This window comes from Pseudomonas sp. MS646 (genome assembly GCF_036693845.1).
Classification (GTDB): domain Bacteria; phylum Pseudomonadota; class Gammaproteobacteria; order Pseudomonadales; family Pseudomonadaceae; genus Aquipseudomonas; species Aquipseudomonas chlororaphis_E.
Map to the genome: position 1 here is coordinate 81903 of NZ_CP144763.1, position 13502 is coordinate 95404.

The 13502-nt window shown below is 56.9% G+C and carries 10 protein-coding genes; 7 read left to right on the top strand and 3 right to left on the bottom strand.

Features of this window, described 5'->3' with window-relative positions; translation table 11 throughout:
* Window positions 1–8 precede the first annotated feature (8 nt).
* Genes V3H56_RS00370 through tssI form a run of 3 tightly spaced genes read right to left on the bottom strand, consistent with a single transcriptional unit; the run spans window position 9 to window position 3705 of the window.
* Window positions 9–779 carry a hypothetical protein gene (locus tag V3H56_RS00370; RefSeq protein ID WP_042728886.1) on the bottom strand — a complete coding sequence of 257 codons (771 nt, stop codon included), beginning with the start codon at window positions 777–779 and terminating at the stop codon, window positions 9–11.
* Complete coding sequence (locus V3H56_RS00375) at window positions 776–1627, bottom strand: DUF4123 domain-containing protein (RefSeq protein ID WP_042728885.1); 852 nt, start codon at window positions 1625–1627, stop codon at window positions 776–778. Before V3H56_RS00375 ends, V3H56_RS00370 begins: the two co-directional genes overlap by 4 nt.
* On the bottom strand, window positions 1624–3705 hold the full coding sequence (gene tssI / locus V3H56_RS00380) for a type VI secretion system tip protein TssI/VgrG (RefSeq protein WP_047739337.1): 2082 nt from the start codon (window positions 3703–3705) through the stop codon (window positions 1624–1626). The genes V3H56_RS00375 and tssI overlap by 4 nt, the downstream gene beginning before the upstream one ends.
* A 430-nt stretch (window positions 3706–4135) precedes the next feature.
* Between tssI and tssA the strand changes: the two genes are divergently transcribed.
* Genes tssA through tssH form a run of 7 tightly spaced genes read left to right on the top strand, consistent with a single transcriptional unit; the run spans window position 4136 to window position 13493 of the window.
* Window positions 4136–5692: a type VI secretion system protein TssA gene (gene tssA / locus V3H56_RS00385; RefSeq protein WP_047739336.1), complete on the top strand. Its 1557-nt coding sequence runs from the start codon at window positions 4136–4138 to the stop codon at window positions 5690–5692.
* Between the two features lie 31 nt (window positions 5693–5723).
* On the top strand, window positions 5724–6233 hold the full coding sequence (gene tssB, locus V3H56_RS00390) for a type VI secretion system contractile sheath small subunit (protein WP_047739335.1): 510 nt from the start codon (window positions 5724–5726) through the stop codon (window positions 6231–6233).
* A gap of 4 nt (window positions 6234–6237) precedes the next feature.
* Window positions 6238–7713, top strand: coding sequence for a type VI secretion system contractile sheath large subunit (gene tssC / locus V3H56_RS00395; RefSeq protein ID WP_047739334.1), 1476 nt, complete (start codon window positions 6238–6240; stop codon window positions 7711–7713).
* Between the two features lie 9 nt (window positions 7714–7722).
* The gene (gene tssE, locus V3H56_RS00400; protein ID WP_047739333.1) at window positions 7723–8133 is read left to right on the top strand and encodes a type VI secretion system baseplate subunit TssE; all 411 of its coding nucleotides are present in this window, start codon (window positions 7723–7725) and stop codon (window positions 8131–8133) included.
* Window positions 8134–8139: 6 nt separating this feature from the next.
* On the top strand, window positions 8140–9927 hold the full coding sequence (gene tssF / locus V3H56_RS00405) for a type VI secretion system baseplate subunit TssF (RefSeq protein WP_047739332.1): 1788 nt from the start codon (window positions 8140–8142) through the stop codon (window positions 9925–9927).
* Entirely contained in the window at window positions 9891–10895 is a 1005-nt protein-coding gene (tssG, locus tag V3H56_RS00410; protein WP_047739331.1) for a type VI secretion system baseplate subunit TssG, read from the top strand. The genes tssF and tssG overlap by 37 nt, the downstream gene beginning before the upstream one ends.
* Window positions 10896–10907: 12 nt before the next feature.
* The gene (gene tssH, locus V3H56_RS00415) at window positions 10908–13493 is read left to right on the top strand and encodes a type VI secretion system ATPase TssH (RefSeq protein ID WP_047739670.1); all 2586 of its coding nucleotides are present in this window, start codon (window positions 10908–10910) and stop codon (window positions 13491–13493) included.
* The last annotated feature ends 9 nt before the right edge of the window (window positions 13494–13502 follow it).

The window sequence follows — 13502 nt, forward strand, 5'->3', positions numbered from 1 at the left end:
TGATGTCCTTATTCACTGCACCCTGGATAGAGGGTGCATTTCTGTCCGTCCGGCATCTGAAAGCCACTGAAGTCCTTGTGGTTTCCTAAACAGAATGCGTATGGATCCTCGAAGCTCTTGCCGAGGCAGCGCTTCCAGCCGTTAGGAAATTTCACCCAGGTGTCGCGCATGTAGGGCCGTTCCTCTTCCGCCAAGTTGATCCTCATCCTGAGCGTCTTGCCCGGTAGTTGATCCAGGGTATAAGCGGAGAACGGGCGACCAACTTGCAGCTCGCCTTGCGCATTGGTTTCCTTGCAGTCGAGGATCTTGACGATGCGACGCCTGGGCCCTGCGGTGCGGAACAGCCACTGGCATTGACCATAAAAGACACTTTCACCCGTTTCGCTGAAAGTGCCCTTGTATTGCGGCTCCAGCTCATCACGTATGGCAACGGTTGCGGCATCCCCGCTGATATCTCCCCAGTCGTCTCCGTAGGCCGAATTGATTTCGAGCTTGATCCTGTAAATCACCAGCTGGCAGCCGCTGACCCTTCGATACAGGGCGATTTTCGAATCTGGCTGGTAATGCTTTCGCCAGTGCAGGTTGTACCCAACTTCGGTATTTCTTCCACCCGGTACAGTGCAGGTTTGTCCTTTGGCAGGGACATATACGGCAATGGCCTGATAAGCAAAGTCAGGTGGCAGATCAGCGGTGAATGTGAAGGTATTGGATGGCTTGTAGATGCAGCCAGCCGTGATCGCCAGGCCCAAGCCAAGAATCGTTATCGGGAGGATCGTCATAGCGGTGCGCCTCCTTGCCAGAAGTCCGCCATCGATCGAACCCGGTCAAAATGCTCGTCGGGATCTTCGCCAGGACGTACGTGCCAGTACGGCGGCATCGGTTCGAGTGTGCGCAGGCGTTGGGTCAGCAAAAATTCCAACTGCCCAGGCGCCTGCCAGTTCCACGTTTCGGCCAGATCGAGTACGGATTGCAACCAGGTATCAGCGGCCTGCTGTTCGGCGAGTTCGGCATAGGCCTGGAGATGCTCGGCCAACAGAATCCGGTGTGCATTGAGCCGGCGGGCCTCCATCGCTTGCGGTCGTGGGAAGGGCACCTCTAACCAAAGCGGTGAGTCTGGCACCGGGTGCTTACCGGGGGCCGGGTTATCGACATTCTTCCAGCGCGTGCCCTGCCAGTAACATACGCTGATTGCTGGCCCGAGATAGGCGGGATAGGCCTCAAGGGGCAGGTGTTCAAGTGCCCGGCTCAATACCCGATTGTCATGAAAGCGATACAACGCCTGATGAGGGCGCGTTCCGACAATCATTCGCTCACGCCAGTGTTCGACCAGCCGGAAGAGGCTTCCCTTGGGCAGGCTGGCCAGCCATCCCCAGTGACTTTCTGGGCGCCTGAGCAGTTCGCTGACGTTCGGGTCGTCAGGTTGATCGAAACCAAAGACAAAGGGGCCGGCATCGTTGAGGTCGCTGGCCTCGGTTTGGCCATAGACGCTTAGGTACTGATCGGGTCGGCTGTTCTTGAGAAAGGCCTGGCGTGCCGGGCCCTCATTTTCCGAGTCCAGGACAACGCACAAACTGTGGCCAAGGTGTTGGTGCTCACTCAACCATTGATGGGGATAGGTTTGAGTCATGCGGCGACGGCTTCCGTACAGCAAATCCCTTCGCGGCAAGTCTCGCAAATCGGACAGAAGTCCAATCCCAGGGCTTTACTGGCGCTCATCAAGGCGCGCTGAGTAGGGGCGAGCGATCGAGGTGACTCTATCGGTGAAACAAGGGGGAGCGTTGTACCGTGCGTGTGTGATGAGGCGGGCGCAGCGGTTAGCGGTGCTCCGCCGATCTGAATTTCACTGCTGCTGTAGATGCCGCCGTGGCCTATGACGATGTGCTGACCTCCAGCATTCAAACTCAGGGTCGTGCCTGCGTGCAGAACCAGATGAGCGCCTGCCTTTATATGCACTTGCTGGCCAGCTTCGACGATCAATGTTTGATCGACGTGGGTATGTCGGTTGGCCGCGTGCAGGTGATCGTCCCCCTCCACCCGGATCGTGCGGTTGGAGGCCGTGGTTCGATGTTCTTCGGCACGTAGCACGGTGGTGCTGTTGCCCATGACGGTTTCCAGCCTTTCGTTGCCCACTTCCAACCGGCTGTCATGTTCAATCTTCTGTTCCATGTCGCGCTGGGCCCGCAGGTAGATCAATTCCTGCCCTTCGCGGTCTTCCAGATGCAGCTCATTGAACCCCTTGCCGCCCGGCGAACTGCGGGAGCGAAGCACCGTGCGCGTCTTGAGTTCGGGCAGGGGGTAGGGCAAAGGGTTACTGCTGTTGGTCAGACATCCGCTGATCAAAGGCTTGTCGGGGTCGCCTTCCATGAAGGTCACCAATACTTCCATCCCCACTCTTGGAATCGTCACGGCGCCGTAACCGTTGCCTGCCCAATTGGACGCGACGCGCAGCCAGCAACTGCTGCCATCGTCCAGAGGATCCGCGCGATCCCAGAAAAACCTGACCTTGACCCGACCGTAATGGTCGCAGTGGATGTCTTCGCCCTTGGGACCGGTAACCACGGCGGTCTGGCTACCCGCTATACAGGGTTTTTGATAGACCCGTCGTGCGCGAAAGATCACATCCCAAGGAGTCGCGACGAAGCGATTGCGATAACCCTGGTCGAAGTCTCCGGCGTGCGTGGAGGGGGCGCCAGCGGCGCCTTCTTCCAAGACTTGCGGCTGCCTGCCTTCGTGATGCACTTCCGTCAGCAGCCATAGATCATTCCATTCCTGGCGAGGATGTTCACTCAGCATCAGGAAGTGTCCGGCCGCCAGCGTGGGCTGACCACTGTGGCCTTCCGCCTGCTGGTAGTCGGCGCGATGGCGTTCCAGGCTGCGCCTGCTCAGCAGTCGACCTCGTTTATCCCGGGTAAAATTGCCGGGATAATCATAGTCCTCCAAGTCTGGTTGGACGCTTTCGTGGTCTGGCTGCCAGTTATTTTCCATTAGAACCGAGGCTTTTTCGAAATCGTAGTCTCGACGCCGGACTTGGCTGGTCCGGGTTTCCAGCCTTAAAGCAAAACGTCGTATCACCGGTTCATCGGCGATCATGCCGCTGTGCTGTTTATAAACACCAAGGTGGTCGATTCGGGGAAACACAGTCTGGTCATCGCCAAATACCAGGTAATGGCTCGATTCACTGTGCCGGAAATGATAGTGCAAGCCCTCTTCTTGACACAGGCGCTCAATGAAGTGCAAGTCTGATTCTCGGTACTGTACGCAATAGGCGCGGGGCGCGTAGTGTTCACTCAAGTGAAAGTGATGGGCATCGGAAAGAATGCCATGTTCCTTGAGGATCGATGTGATGATTTGCGGGACGCTGAGGTGCTGGAAGATCCGTTGATTAATGCGATGTGCCAAGTAGAAAAGTTGGGGTTTGAGTTTTACCTTGTAATGAGTGAGCCGCTTGCCGGAGTCGCCTTGTGCAGCGCGGTAGATGAGTCCGTGCACACCGCATGTCTGTTTTTCTTGTTGGCCGAATGTAAGAAATGCCTGTCTATGGAGCAGTTTCTCAAGATCGATGTCCTTTCGCTCACTGACGAGTTCTACATCGAACGAATAGGGCTGGCTGATAGCCTCTCTACCTTTGAATGTATGAACTTGAAATTCAGGTTCAAGGCCAGTGATGGCGATTCGGGATTTTGAACGGGCATGGAAGTGAGACATCGATTCGTCCTTGGGTTTGCAGTGGCTCCTGAGGACATTGAAGCAGCCTTGAAGGACAAAAACCTCAATAGATTAAAAAAAAGAAAAGTATGTAGGAAATTTCTCTTAACCATAAGTTTTGTCAACTTGTGTAATGATTTAGCTTTCTTGATGGTTGACGTGGAGTTCGACTTGGTATCAGTGATGTGATCTGGGTTGGGTTTTTACTGTCTGTTTGTCTTTTTCGTTTTGTTCCAAGTAAAAACCGAAATTTCCTACTTTTTTATTTGTTGAACCTTGGCATGCTCTGCTGCGTTCGAGTGGAGGGTAGCTGCTGGGGTGTAGTGGCAGTTGTCACCCACGTTATCTGAAGTATCCATTGCTTGCTTATGGATAGCCTGCGTCCTGAATAGTCGGACCATAAACCGAATTCATCTAAACAGAGTCGTGAATGTCGTACTCAGGAAAACTTTCCGCCCATTACCTGGCTCTCGCCAAGTCGCCTGTGTCCAAGGACAGCTTTGCGGGTGCGGACGTGCGTTTTTCCAATGAGTACGAAGCGTTGGAAAGCGAGTTGATCAAATCTCGATCGATGTATGAACACGATCAGGTCGATTGGCTGAAGGTTCTTGAACAGAGCGAATCGCTACTGCGCCGGCAGTCGAAGGATGTACGGGTCGCTGTCTGGCTGACATGGGCGCTGTATCAGCGTGAATCTTTCCAGGGGCTGTTGGCCGGCCTTTGTCTCTTGCATCACCTTTGTAAAAGCCATTGGGCCGAGATCCATCCCGCCAGGCTTCGAACCCGTGCCGCCAGCATCAATTGGCTGGTCACGCGCTTGGATCAAGTGCTGGGGGATAACGTGGCATTCAAAGAGCAGATGCCGTTGTTCCATCATCTGGCGGCTCAGCTTGAAGGCCTTGATGCGGTTTGCAGCGCTTATCTGGGCGACGAGGCGCCCTTGCTGTTACCGCTTTGCCGGCGAATCAAACACATGATCCAACGAGTCGCCCAGCACCAGCCGCAACCCGGTGTCATCCATGCGGCAGTTGCCCAGGTGAAACAGACGGCCGCTCAATTGCTTGCCTGCGAGACTCCGATTGAAAGCGAAAAAGAGGCTTGTAGAACCCTGCGCGTCCAGCAGGAAGGTGCCCGTTCACTGTGTGCCTGGTGGCTCAAGCAAAAAGCAACCGACGCTCGGGCCCTGCGGTTGAATAGGGCCTTGTTATGGCTCTCGATCGATGTAATGCCTGAGCGCAACGCAGAACAGGTTACTCAACTGCGTGGCGTACCGATGGACAGACTCAAGAGCTATCAGGAAACCTTCTTGCAGGGCCGCTATGCGGACCTGCTTGTTCAAGTCGAAGCCAGTCTGGCCAAGGCTCCATTCTGGTTCGATGGTCAAAGGCTCGCCTGGGAATGCCTACAAGGCTTGAATGCCGAGCAGGCCATGCGGGAAGTGGAAGTCCATTTTGCGCAGTTCATCCAGCGCCTGCCGGGTGTATTGGAACTGCGCTGGCATGACGGCGTGCCGTTTGCCGATCCGGCGACTCGTGGTTGGATCGCCGCCCATGTGATGCCTCACTTGCAATGCTCCAATGCCCCGCTTGGCATCGATGTCGTCAACAGCGACGCGCCGTGGGACCTGGCCCTCGAAGAGGCGCGGTCGATTCTGCATGAGGATGGCCTCAAGCCTGCTGTCCAGTCACTCAGGCACGGCATGCGAAGCGCTCTTGGCTCCCGTGAGCGATTTCTCTGGCGGTTCGCAATGGCTCGCTTGTGCATATCGGCCAAGAAATACGAACTCGCCAAGATCCAGCTCGAAGCACTGGATCAGAACCTTCAGCACGCCGACTTGAATGGGTGGGAGCCCGATCTTGGGCTTCAGGTACTGCACCAGTTGCATCACTGCTGTGAGCTTCTGCCACAGAGCCACGCCGTACGTGAGTGCAGGAACGAGACCTATCGCAGATTGTGTTACCTCGACCTGGAACGGGTCATTGAATAGGCCTGCGGGTCAAAATCTTAAGGAAAAAACCATGGCCAAAGATGGCTCTGTAGCGCCCAAGGAACGTATCAACATTACGTTCAAGCCCACGACTGGCGGGGCTCAGGAACAGATTGAACTACCGCTGAAATTAGTCGCAATGGGTGATTACACCCACCGTGCAGACGAGCGCAAGGTTGAGGATCGCAAGCCGATCAGCATCGACAAGATGACGTTCGATGAGGTCCTGGCCAAGCAAGAGTTGAAGCTGACGCTGAGTGTGCCGAACCGTTTGCTGGAAGAAAGCGAAACAGAAACGTTAGTTGTGCAACTGAGCGTTAATTCGATGAGGGATTTCAATCCGGCCAGCCTGGTCGAGCAAGTACCTGAGCTCAAGAAACTGATGGAGCTGCGCGACGCGCTGGTAGCTCTCAAGGGGCCCCTGGGTAACGCACCTGCATTTCGAAAAGCGATTGAGGGCGTGCTCGCCGTCGATGAGTCCCGGGCTCGTGTGCTGAGCGAGCTGGGCCTTGAAGCTGACCCCATTAGCCAAGGAGGCTAACCCCATGAGCAGCAGCGTAGCGCAGCAGAAAAACAATGAAGCAGTCGAGTACAGCCTTCTCGACAGCATCATCGCTCAAACCAGTCTTTCTCCGGACGACGAGGCCTACGACATCGCCAAGCGCGGCGTCTCTGCATTCATCGAGGAATTGCTCAAACCGCAGAACAGCGGTGAACCGGTCAAGAAAGCCATGGTTGACCGCATGATCGCCGAGATCGATGCCAAGCTCAGTCGTCAGATGGATGAGATTCTGCACGACCCGGAGTTCCAGGCCTTGGAGTCCTCTTGGCGCGGTTTGCAGTTGCTGGTGGATCGGACCAATTTCCGCGAAAACATCAAGGTTGAAATGCTTAATGTCTCCAAGAGTGATCTGTTGGACGACTTTGAAGACTCGCCAGAGGTCATGCAATCGGGCTTGTACAAACATATCTACACCGCAGAGTACGGTCAGTTCGGCGGGCAACCAGTAGGGGCGATCATTGCCAACTACTTCATGTCGCCAAGTTCGCCGGATGTGAAGCTCATGCAGTATGTATCCAGCGTTGCGTGCATGGCCCACGCGCCATTCATCGCCGCTGCCGGTCCTAAATTCTTTGGCCTGGAAAGCTTCGCCGGCCTACCGGACCTCAAGGACCTGAAAGATCACTTCGAGGGCCCGCAATTTGCCAAATGGCAAAGTTTTCGTCAGTCGGAAGATGCGCGCTACGTTGGATTGACGGTGCCACGCTTCTTATTGCGGACTCCTTATGATCCAGAGGAGAACCCGGTCAAGTCGTTTGTGTACAAGGAGACCGTTGCCAATAGCCACGAGCACTATTTGTGGGGCAATACCGCGTATGCATTCGGCTCGCGTCTGACCGACAGCTTCGCCAAGTTTCGCTGGTGTCCCAACATCGTTGGCCCACAAAGCGGCGGCGTGGTTGAAGACCTGCCTTTGCATCATTTCGCAAGCATGGGTGAGATCGAAACCAAGATCCCGACCGAAGTCCTGGTGTCCGATCGCCGCGAATACGAGTTGGCCGAAGAGGGTTTCATTTCCCTCACCATGCGCAAGGGCAGCGATAACGCCGCGTTCTTCTCAGCCAATTCCGTTCAGAAACCTAAGCTCTTCGGCAACAGTGTCGAGGACAAGCAGGCTGAGCTGAACTACAAACTGGGCACCCAACTGCCTTACATGATGATCGTCAATCGCCTTGCTCATTACCTGAAGGTTTTGCAGCGGGAGCAGTTGGGATCGTGGAAAGAGCGCATGGATCTGGAGCGTGAGCTCAACAACTGGATTCGCCAGTACGTGGCTGACCAGGAAAATCCAAGCGCCGAGGTCCGTGGTCGTCGTCCATTGCGTGCGGCAAAGATTGTTGTAAGCGATGTGGAAGGCGAACCAGGCTGGTATCGCGTTGGCTTGAATGTGCGCCCGCATTTCAAATACATGGGGGCCGATTTCACCCTGTCGCTGGTTGGCAAGCTGGACAAGGCGTAAGCACGGGTCATGGCCTATGGCAGCCTTTTCGAGCGCCTGGCCGGCGAAGCCCAGATGCGCAACGGTTTGAATGTCGAGGCTTGCATCATGGCATCCGTGGCCGCTCATCTGGCCAGGATGCTCAGCGTCCGCGCAGGCAGTGTGCGGACGCTATCCGATTACGGGCTGCCGGACCTCAATGACATGCGCTTGAGCCTGCATGATGCAAAAAGCCAGGCCCGCCGCGCGATCGAAGCCTTCGTTGAGGCTTACGAGCCTCGTCTCAGCAATGTTTGTGTCACTTCGATGCCGGGTCATCACGGCCAGCTGAGGTTGTCCTTCAGCATCGAGGGCTTGCTGGATGTTAAGGGTTTCAAGCGACAGGTTAGTTTTCTCGCGTGCCTGGATGGCGGCGGTCAGGTCAAGGTCAGACAAGGATAGCGATGCATGGCATTTAACCATTACTACCAGAGCGAGCTGACGGCGCTTCGTCAGCTGGGTCGACGTTTTGCCGATCGAAACCCGGCGCTGGCTCCTTTTCTGGGGCAGGCTGGACGGGATCCGGATGTCGAGCGCCTGCTGGAGGGATTTGCTTTTTTGACCGGGCGACTGCGCGAGAAGCTCGATGACCAGTTGCCGGAGCTGAGCCATTCGTTGATGCAGCTGCTGTGGCCTAACTATATGAGGCCATTGCCGGCCTTCAGTATTCTGCAATTTGATTCATTGTCGCGTTCCGGACCCGCACTGCGGGTAGAGCGCGATACACCGGTTGAAAGCAAGCCGATCCAAGGTGTGCGATGCCATTTCCGGACGTGCTATCCAACCGATGTCCTGGCCCTGGACCTGACCCGTTTGAGTTACTCGGTGAAGGGTACCGGCTCGCTGCTGAGCCTGCGCTTGGAGATGCCTTGCGACGGCCACTTGGGTGAAGTGCAGTTGAGCCGTTTGCGCCTGCACTTCACGGGCGAGCGGTATATCAGCCAGATGCTCTATCTCAGCCTGGTACGTAATCTTGAAGGCATTGAGCTGGTCCCATTGAACGGTGCCGGCGAGCCATTCAGCGCCGTGGATGGCAATCCGATGACGTTCAGGATTCCGGCTGAGCGTGTCCAGCCGGTGGGATTTGCGGAGGAGGAAGCGTTGATCCCGTATCCGCTGAACACCTTCCGCGGCTATCGCTACCTGCAGGAGTATTTCGCGTTCCAGGACAAGTTTTTGTTCGTCGACGTGATTGGCCTGGACGTGATCAGCACGTTGCCAGTGGACCGTCTGAAACAGGTGCGCGGTTTGGACCTGCGCTTTGATATCCGCAAAAGCGGCATCGAGCGCATGCGCCCGACGCTGGACAACGTGAAGCTTTACTGCACGCCAATCGTCAATCTGTTCAAGCATGACGCTCAGCCGATCCGCCTGGATGGCAAACAAGACGAGTATCCGTTGCTGCCGGCCGGTTATGACCTGGAGCACTGCTCGGTCTATTCAGTCGACAGCGTCATTGGCTGGCGGCCTGGTGGCCTGGGGTATCAGTCCTATGTGCCGTTCGAGTCGTTTGAGCATGATTCAAGTTTCGACGTCCCCACTGGCCGTCCGTATTACAGCGTTCGCCAGCGCCCCTCGTTGTTGAACAGCGGCCTCGATACCTGCCTGGCCTTTGGTATTCAACCAGCCCAGACCTATGAAACGCTGTCGATCGAACTGACGTGCACCAACCAGGACCTGCCACGCCAGCTCAAGCCCGGCGATATCGATCAACCCGGTGAGAGAACGCCGGAGTCTCTCAGTTTCCGCAATATCGGCCCGGTTACACCCAGCTTCGCGCCGCCACTGAACCGCGATTACCTGTGGAAGCTGATCAGCAACATGTCGCTCAACTACCTGTCGCTGGCGGACGTCAATGCGCTCAAGGTAATCCTCGAAAGCTACGATTTTCCGCGTTACTACGACGAGCAAACCGAGAAGGTCAGCAAGCGTCTGTTGGGCGGTCTCAAATCGATCAGGCACCTGCATGTCGATCGGCTGCATCGGGGGCTGCCGGTTCGGGGTGTACGTACCGAACTGACCGTCGACCCACAAGGTTACATCGGTGAAGGCGACCTATTTGTCTTCACTTCGGTTCTCAACGAGTTTTTTGCGCTCTATGCCAGCCTCAATTCGTATCACGAACTGCGGGTGAACAGCACACAGGGAGAGGTGTATCAATGGTCACCCCGCATGGGCCAACAGCCGCTTCTATGAACGTGCTGACACGAGGAATACGCGAGTACTCGCTGTTCCAAGCCGTGTTACTGGTCCTGAATCGGCTGCGTGAGGCCCATCCGGGCCTGGATGATGAGGCGCTTTACGATCAATTGGAATTCCAAGCCAATCCAAGCCTGGGTTTCCCGGCCAGCGATATCGATCGCGTGGAGTTTTTCGAGGAGCAGGGGAAGGTGCGCGCACGTATGCGCTTGAACCTGCTCTGTCTGATAGGTGCAGGTTCGCCTCTACCGGCGTTCTACGGCGAGCAAGCTTTGGGTGAGGAAGGCGGAAATTCGACTCGCCAGTTCCTCGACATATTCCACCATCGTCTTCAGCGACTGATGCTGCCGATCTGGCGCAAATACCGGTATTGCACAAGCTTTCAGAGCGGAGCTCGAGACCCCTTCTCCGAGCAGTTGTTTGCCTTGATCGGACTGGGTGGCGAAGAAATCCGCAAGGCCAGCCAACTGAACTGGAAGCGCCTGCTGCCGTACCTGGGCTTGTTGAGCCTGCGTGCTCACTCGGCGGCGCTGATCGAGGCGGTGCTGCGTTACTACTTCAAACACGCCGAGCTGGTTCTGGAGCAGTGCATCGAGCGTCGGGTGGAGATTCTCGACGAGCAGCGCAATCGGCTGGGGAGTGCCAATAGCCTGTTGAGCAACGACTTGGTGCTCGGTCAGCGGGTGCGCGACCGAGGCGGCAAATTTCGTATTCATATCTGTGAGCTGGATTGGCAACGCTTCCACGAATTCCTGCCCATTGGCCTCGGTTATCGACCGCTGTGCTCGTTGGTGCGATTCACGCTGCGCGATCCCCTCGAGTACGACATCCGCCTGGTCCTGCGTCAGCAGGAAATACGAGCCCTGTGCATTGGAGAACTGAACAGTTGTCGCCTGGGATGGACCAGTTGGCTGGGGCATGAGCGCGCGGACGGCGTGGTGATCCTAGGCAGTAAAACTCATTAGGAAATGGATGACATGATCAACGTAGATCTTCAGCGACTCATACAGGCATTGGATGCCGAAACCCGGGATGATCTGGAGCGTTCTGCCGAGCAGTGTGTGGCGCGTGGTGCCGATAAAGTCCTGGCGGAAGATCTGCTGCTGAGGTTGTTGGAGCGGCCCCGAGGCCTGCTCGAACGCGCATTACAAGATGCTCAGGTAAACGCCCAAGCGCTGTCTGCCACCTTGCAACCGCGGATGGAACATAGCGCGTCCTGTAATCCGGTGTTCGCGCCAGAGCTGGTGCAATGGTTGCAGGATGCGCTGTCGGTGGCGACGCTTGAACTTGAGCAAGAACTGATCGACCAGACGGCCTTGATCCTGGCATTGCTCCGTAACCCCGCTCGCTATACAGGCCGCTCCTGCAGCATTTTGTTGGCCCGGTTGAACACTGATCGGCTGAAGGATTTCGCCCTTTCACTGCCAATCCGGTCGCGCGACTGTCCGTCCATTCAAGCGGCAGGCTCCTTGCTGGAGCGCTTTACCCATAACCTGACCCGGCAGGCCCGTGAGGGTGGCCTTGACCCGGTGCTGTGTCGGGACGGCGAGATTAGGCAGATGATCGACATTCTCGTGCGACGGCGCAAAAACAATCCAATCGTGGTGGGAGATGCGGGCGTCGGCAAGACAGCCATTGTCGAAGGTCTGGCGCTGCGTATTGCAGCCGGAGAAGTGCCATCCGTACTGGAAGATGTTGAAGTGCTTTCGCTGGATATGGGGTTGCTACAGGCCGGCGCCAGTATAAAAGGCGAGTTCGAGCGACGCCTCAGGGGCGTGATCGACGAGATCAGGACATCATCCGGCTCCATCATCCTGTTCATCGACGAGGCCCACACCTTGATCGGTGCCGGTAGCAATGCTGGTGGCTCGGATGCAGCCAATTTGCTCAAGCCCGCCTTGGCCAGGGGGGAGCTGCGTACTATCGCGGCCACCACGTGGGTCGAGTACAAAAAATACTTTGAAAAAGACCCGGCACTGACCCGTCGCTTTCAACCAGTGCAACTGCATGAGCCGACAGTCAGTCAAGCGGTGACCATTCTGCGCGGTCTCGCCCCGGCCTATGAGAGCAGCCACGGTATCTACCTGCGCGATGATGCGGTGGTCGCGGCGGCTCAATGGTCGGCCCGTTACCTGACCGGACGCCAACTACCCGATAAAGCCGTCGATGTGCTCGATACCGCTTGCGCTCGCGTGCGTATCAGCTTGGCCAGCGCACCGCAAAACCTTGAGCGGTTACGCAGCGAACTGGCCGAAGGTGAGCGTCAGCGCCAGGCGCTGCGTCGCGACGCCGAAGCCGGCCTCTCGATCGATGCTCAGGTCTTGGAGGCACTGGAGGCGCGCCTGGATACCGTCGAAACCGAGTGCCAGGCGCTGGAAACTCAGTGGACCGAGCAACGCATCCTTGCGGAGCGTCTGCTGTCGCTGCGCCGCCAACTGATCGGTGCGCGGGAAACCGTGGCTGATCAAGCCCTGAGCATCGAGACTCTGGAGTCGGCATTGCGCGAAACCCGCGACACCCTGGTGGCTGCACAAGCCCGGGAACGTCTGGTCAGCTACGAGGTTTGCCCGCGTCTGGTGGCTGAAGTCATCAGTGCGTGGACCGGCATTCCCCTGGCGCAGTTGGCGCAAGAGCATGATGTAAACATCGCCAGTTTTGCGACTGACCTGCGAGCTCGCATACGGGGTCAGGAGCAGGCCGTTCAGGCGCTTGACCGCGTAGTCCGCGCCGCCGCTGCCGGCCTGAACAAACCCGACGCTCCGGTGGGCGTGTTCCTGTTGGTGGGGCCGAGCGGCGTCGGCAAGACAGAGACGGCCCATGCGCTGGCCGACCTGTTGTATGGCGGTGATCGTTTTCTAACCACTTTCAACATGACCGAGTTCCAGGAAAAGCACACGGTTTCCCGACTGATCGGTGCGCCACCCGGCTATGTCGGTTTTGGCGAGGGTGGAATGCTGACGGAAGCCGTGCGGCAAAAGCCCTATTCAGTGGTGTTGTTGGATGAAGTCGAGAAGGCCGACTCGGATGTGATGAACCTGTTTTACCAGATCTTCGACAAAGGCCTGGCCAACGACGGCGAGGGTCGAGAGATTGATTTTCGCAACACGCTGATCCTGATGACGTCGAACCTGGGCAGTGAGCGGATCACTGAACTGTGCGAGAGCGGCGCGCCGCCGAGCACAGAACGCCTCGAGGCGTGCATTCGCCCAATCCTCAGTAAACATTTCAAACCTGCACTGTTGGCACGCATGTGTGTCGTTCCCTATTACCCGGTTGGCGGATCAGTCCTGCGTGAGTTGGTGGAGCTTAAACTCGATCGCTTGGGCGAGCGGCTGCGTCGTCGTCAGTTGGGCTTCAGCTATTGCGCGCGTCTCGTGGATCACCTGGTAGGGCACTGCACTCGCAGCGACAGTGGCGCGCGGCTAATTGACCGTTTGCTCGATCTGCACTTGATGCCGCTGGTGGCCGATCGGCTGCTTGTTTCCAAGGCGGCCGAGGAACCCCTGCGGCACGTTCACGCGATGCTCAACAGCGAAGCCAACGTAGCGTGTGAGTTCACTTGAGGTGAGTGT

Coding starts and splice junctions, on each gene's coding strand:
- V3H56_RS00370 (WP_042728886.1), bottom strand. CDS start 779: ATGACGATCCTCCCGATAACGATTCTTGGCTTGGGCCTGGCGATCACG.
- V3H56_RS00375 (WP_042728885.1), bottom strand. CDS start 1,627: ATGACTCAAACCTATCCCCATCAATGGTTGAGTGAGCACCAACACCTT.
- tssI (WP_047739337.1), bottom strand. CDS start 3,705: ATGTCTCACTTCCATGCCCGTTCAAAATCCCGAATCGCCATCACTGGC.
- tssA (WP_047739336.1), top strand. CDS start 4,136: ATGTCGTACTCAGGAAAACTTTCCGCCCATTACCTGGCTCTCGCCAAG.
- tssB (WP_047739335.1), top strand. CDS start 5,724: ATGGCCAAAGATGGCTCTGTAGCGCCCAAGGAACGTATCAACATTACG.
- tssC (WP_047739334.1), top strand. CDS start 6,238: ATGAGCAGCAGCGTAGCGCAGCAGAAAAACAATGAAGCAGTCGAGTAC.
- tssE (WP_047739333.1), top strand. CDS start 7,723: ATGGCCTATGGCAGCCTTTTCGAGCGCCTGGCCGGCGAAGCCCAGATG.
- tssF (WP_047739332.1), top strand. CDS start 8,140: ATGGCATTTAACCATTACTACCAGAGCGAGCTGACGGCGCTTCGTCAG.
- tssG (WP_047739331.1), top strand. CDS start 9,891: ATGGTCACCCCGCATGGGCCAACAGCCGCTTCTATGAACGTGCTGACA.
- tssH (WP_047739670.1), top strand. CDS start 10,908: ATGATCAACGTAGATCTTCAGCGACTCATACAGGCATTGGATGCCGAA.